Annotated in this window: 4 protein-coding genes; 3 read left to right on the forward strand and 1 reads right to left on the reverse strand. The window is 71.5% G+C overall.

From position 1 onward, the window contains the following. Positions 1-119: 119 nt before the first annotated feature. Positions 120-1,085: a GNAT family N-acetyltransferase gene (locus ACFP2T_RS09810; RefSeq protein ID WP_377419964.1), complete on the forward strand. Its 966-nt coding sequence runs from the start codon at positions 120-122 to the stop codon at positions 1,083-1,085. Between the two features lie 37 nt (positions 1,086-1,122). Here ACFP2T_RS09810 and ACFP2T_RS09815 read toward each other — a convergent pair whose 3' ends face one another. After that, entirely contained in the window at positions 1,123-2,652 is a 1,530-nt protein-coding gene (locus ACFP2T_RS09815) for a glycoside hydrolase family 43 protein (RefSeq protein ID WP_377419966.1), read from the reverse strand. A 298-nt stretch (positions 2,653-2,950) separates the two neighbouring features. Between ACFP2T_RS09815 and ACFP2T_RS09820 the strand changes: the two genes are divergently transcribed. Both ACFP2T_RS09820 and ACFP2T_RS09825 read left to right on the forward strand, forming a co-directional pair. Beyond that, entirely contained in the window at positions 2,951-3,973 is a 1,023-nt protein-coding gene (locus tag ACFP2T_RS09820; protein ID WP_377419968.1) for a LacI family DNA-binding transcriptional regulator, read from the forward strand. A 327-nt stretch (positions 3,974-4,300) separates the two neighbouring features. Further along, complete coding sequence (locus tag ACFP2T_RS09825) at positions 4,301-4,606, forward strand: hypothetical protein (RefSeq protein ID WP_377419970.1); 306 nt, start codon at positions 4,301-4,303, stop codon at positions 4,604-4,606. Positions 4,607-4,685 lie beyond the last annotated feature (79 nt).

Below are 4,685 nucleotides of genomic sequence, written 5' to 3' on the forward strand. Positions count from 1 at the left end.
CACGAATCAACAGCCCAAAGGTGACGGCCATTCACCCGAAAGGTGACAAAGTACTACTAGCTGGAGCGGGCCGGAAAACCAGCGGCGCGACGGCCGTGCCGTCGGGTTAGATGCTCGGCATGCGGTTCCCCCCGGGCTGGTCGGTACGCAGACCGACCCTCGACGACGTTCCGGCGATCCTTGCCGTCGTGCAGGCGAGCGACATCGCGGCCCTCGGGCACGCCGACTTCAGCGCCGAGGACGTCCGCGAGGTGCTGACCGCCCCGGACGTCGACCCGGCCCGGGACTCCTGGCTCGCGCTGGAGCCGGGCGGCGGCATCGTCGGCTGGGCCTACCTGGAGGATTCCAACCGGGGACCACGGGAGACGGTCGAGGTCTACGTGCACCCGGAGCGCGGCCTGCCGGCCCAGGCGCCGCTGCTGGCGCTGCAACTGTCCCGCTCCGGCGAGCGCGCGGCGGAGTTCGGCCTCGACCGGATGACGGTACGGGCCATCGCACTGCCCACCGAGGAGCACTGGATCGGCATCATCCGGAACGCCGGGTTCGAGTTCGTGAAGCGCTACGCCCGGATGCGCCGGTCGCTCGCCGGGCTACCGGCGCAACCGCCGACGCCCCCGCCGGGGGTGCTGATCCGGCCGGTCCGGTCGACGGACGAGATCGACCTGCGGGAGTTCCACCGGATCCTGGACACCGCCTTCCGGGACACCCCGGACTACCAGCCGGCGACGTACGAGCAGTGGCGCGCACAGATCGCCGCGTTGCCGAGCGTCGCCTGGGACGAGTGGTTCGTGGCCACGATCGACGACCAGCCGGTCGGCATCCTCCAGTCCGCCGACCAGACGCTCGACCAGAACGAGGGCTGGGTGAAGCAGTTGGCCGTGCTGCGGTCGTACCGCCGACGCGGGGTGGGCGCCGCGCTGCTCGCCCGCGCCTTCGCCTGCTACGCGGCCAAGGGACGCGAGTACGCGGGCCTGGGCGTCGACCTGAGCAATCCGGCCGAGCCCGTCCGCCTCTACCGGGCGGCGGGGATGAGCCCGAGGTACGAGGCGGACGTCTTCGAGCGGACCGTCGCCGCAACGCCCTGACCTCGCCGTCCGGGACGGAGACGGTACGGGACAGGGGTCAGGCGTCGACCAGGTCGTCGACGACGTCGACGCGGTCGAGCGAGGAGAGGAAACGGTAGTCGTACCAGTCGATCTGGATGGCCCCGGTGGCGGCGTAGCAGCCGATGACCCGGCCGGTGAAGCCGCCCGCGACCTCCGTGGACAGGTACCGCCCGTCCAGTTCGGCGAGGGCGACGAACTCGCCGTCCGAGGCTTCGAAGCCCAGCCGTACCACGTCCGGCTCCTGCCGGGGGTGGTCCATGCCGGGTCCGGAGGACCAGGTCTCGACGCGCAGCACCACCGGTCCGGAGACCGCACGGCTGGCGAGCTGCTCGGACAGTGGGCCGATCCGGGCCCGTACCCGGACCTGGTCGGCGTCCACCTCCACCGCGTAGTGGTGCTGTTCGTCCAGGCGAACCGCCAGGCCGCCGCAGCCCTCATGGGCGTCGACCAGGGCCCGTACCCGGACGTCGTGCTGCTCCTGCCGACGTCCGACGAAGGTCACCGTCGGGTCGTCCAACGAGCCGCCCCGGGCCCGCAGGGTCAGCCAGCCGGGGCGCTCGACCAGCGAGACGTCCTCCGGAGGGCGGGTCCGGAGCGAGATCCAGCGCGGATGCAGCTCCGCCGCGTCGAAGTCGTCCCGTGCGGGCGTCGCCGCCACCGGTGCCGGGGGCAGGGCCGGAGCACGCATCACCGGGGCGACGGGACCGATCACCGGCCAGCCGTCGGACCAGGTCACCGGGGCGAGGAAGGTCTCCCGGCCGAGCACGTGCCAGCCGGGGGTGCCGCCGCGCGGGCGTACGCCGAGGAAGACCAGCCACCACGAGCCGTCAGCGGCCTGGACCAGGTCGCCGTGGCCGGTGTTCTGGATCGGATGGTCCGTGCTGCGGTGGCTGAGGATCGGGTTGGCCGGGCACGGTTCGAACGGGCCGTCCGGAGCCGGACCACGGGCTATCGAGATGGCGTGGCCGCGTTCGGTGCCGCCCTCCGCGATCAGCAGGTACCAGACGTCGCCGATCCGGTAGAGGTGCGGCGCCTCCGGGAACTGGGCGCCCGAGGTGCCCGACCAGAGGCGTTTCGGCTCGCTCAGCACCGCCCCGCTGACCGGGTCGATCCGGACCTGGCCGATGCCGGCGAAGGTGCACCAGCAGTTGCCGTCGTCGTCCCAGGCGAGGTCGGGATCGATGCCGAGTACGTCGGGCAGGTGCACGGGCTCGGACCACTTCCCGGCCGGGTCGTCGGCGGTGACCAGTATCGTGCCGCCGTGCGGGATGTTCGACGTGATGAGCCAGAACCGGCCGTCGTGGTGCCGCAGGGTCGGTGCGTAGACGCCGCCGGAGGACGGCGTGCCGGGCGGCAGGAGCAGTTGGCTGGGCCGATCCAGGACGTTTCCGATCTGATTCCAGCCGACCAGGTCCCGGCTATGGAAGATCGGTACCCCGGGGAAGTATTCGAAGCTCGAACAGGCCAGGTAGTAGTCGTCACCGACCCGGCACACGCTCGGGTCGGGATAGCAGCCGGCGATGACCGGATTGGCGAACGTCCGCATCAGTCGTCGATCATCACTCGGCCGCCGACCACTGCCATCGGCACGGCGAAGTTGTCGGTGACTTCCTCGTCCCGCGCCCGCAGCGTGTCCCGGGGGAACGGGTCACCCTCATCGACTATCCTCTCCGGCGAAAACTTTCCGGAATAATTCCGTAACTAGATCGGAACGCTATGGCCCACTGTCCGGACAGTCAAGCCCGAAACCTGAGGCAAAATACTGGGCACCCGGGCTGTGGACGCCGGTGCAGCCTCGGAAGTGTTTCGGTCGTAGGCTGAAGCCTCAACAAAGGAGCTTCCTCGTGACGGTCGACGAAGGACGTAGGATCACGATCACCGCCATCGCCCAGGAGGCGGGCGTGTCGGTGCCGACGGTCTCCCGGGTACTCAACGGCCGCAACGACGTGGCGCCGCAGACCCGCGAGCGGGTGGAGGAGTTGCTCCGCCGACACGGCTACCGCCGCCGGGCGACCCGGCCCCGGGCCGGGGCCAGTCTGATCGACCTGATCTTCAACGATCTGGACAGCCCGTGGGCGGTGGAGATCATCCGAGGTGTGGAGGACGTCGCGCACGCGTCCGGGGTCGGCACGGTGGTCTCCGCCATCCACCGGCGCTCCACCTCCACCCGGCAGTGGTTGCAGAACCTCCGCACCCGGGCCACCGACGGGGTGATCCTGGTCGCCAGCGACCTGGCCCCGCCGGTGCACGCCGAGCTGCGTCGGCTCAACGTGCCGATGGTGCTGGTCGACCCCGCCGGTGTGCCGAACATCGACATCCCGACGATCGGCGCGACGAACTGGGCGGGCGGGCTGCGCGCCACCGAGCACCTGCTCTCGCTCGGGCACCGGCGGATCGGTTTCATCGCCGGCCCGCCCCGACTGCTCTGTAGCCGGGCCCGCCTCGACGGCTACCGGGCCGCACTGGACGCCGCCGGAATCCCGCTGCGCGACGATCTGATCGTGCCCGGCGATTTCTACCACGAGTCGGGATACTCCGGCGGCGCCGCGCTGCTCGACCTCGACGAGCCGCCGACGGCGATCTTCGCCTCCAGCGACCAGATGGCGTTCGGGGCGTACGAGGCGGTCCGGCGGCGGGGACTGCGGGTGCCCGACGACGTCAGCGTGGTCGGCTTCGACGACCTTCCGGAGGCGCGCTGGGCGTCGCCGCCACTCACCACCGTGCGCCAGCCGTTGGCCGAGATGGGCCTGCTGGCCGCCCGTACCGTGCTCCGGCTGGCCCAGGGCGAGCCGCTGGACACCCCGAGGGTGGAGCTTTCCACCGATCTGGTCGTCCGGGACAGCTCGGCACCGTTTCCGGGTCGCTGAGGTCGGATTTCCGGTAGGACGACCCTGGATTACCGGGAGATTTCCGGTACGACTTGCCGGGTCGATCCATAGCGCTCGACAGTTGGAAACGCTCCCACCGATGGCGACGAGTCCGTCGTCGATGACGGCCACCTGACCCGCCCGTCCCGGGCCGACCTGGTCACGCGCGGCGTCGCCGACGTGCCCGAGTCGGGCCGCTCCGCCGCAACCCGCCCCATCCGGCGGCCCGGACCGGTTTGCCGGGTTAGAGGTGATCGGGTGCTGGGTACCACCCGCGGTAGCGACGCCCTGCCGCAAGGCGGGGCGCTTGGACCCGAGGGAGCACCGATGAGACTCGACGACGACGACATTCGGACCACGGGCGGCGGTGGCGGGGAGGGTCCGGCCGACGGCGGAGCCAACCCGATGGGCCGGGACGGCGGTGCCGACGGTGCCGCCGAGGGCCCGGCCGACGCGGGCGCCACCCTGGGACAGCATGACGGTGGGGCCGACGGTGCCGCCGAAGGTCCGGCCGACGGAGGCGCCACCCCGGGCCAGCACGACGGTGGGGCGGACGGTAGCGCCGAGGGCCCGGCCGACGCCGGTGCCACCCAGGGGCAGCAGGACGGTGGCGCCGATAGCGGCGCCCGGTAGCGCCGGATTGCCACGATGATCGAGGACGGACGTCTGGCCGACGTGGTGGCGGGGGAGCGGCGGCCCGAACCTTCCGGTC

Origin of the sequence: Plantactinospora solaniradicis, assembly GCF_042658085.1 — a bacterium.
Lineage (GTDB): Bacteria > Actinomycetota > Actinomycetes > Mycobacteriales > Micromonosporaceae > Plantactinospora > Plantactinospora solaniradicis.

Coding starts and splice junctions, on each gene's coding strand:
- ACFP2T_RS09810 (WP_377419964.1), top strand. CDS start 120: ATGCGGTTCCCCCCGGGCTGGTCGGTACGCAGACCGACCCTCGACGAC.
- ACFP2T_RS09825 (WP_377419970.1), top strand. CDS start 4,301: ATGAGACTCGACGACGACGACATTCGGACCACGGGCGGCGGTGGCGGG.
- ACFP2T_RS09815 (WP_377419966.1), bottom strand. CDS start 2,652: ATGCGGACGTTCGCCAATCCGGTCATCGCCGGCTGCTATCCCGACCCG.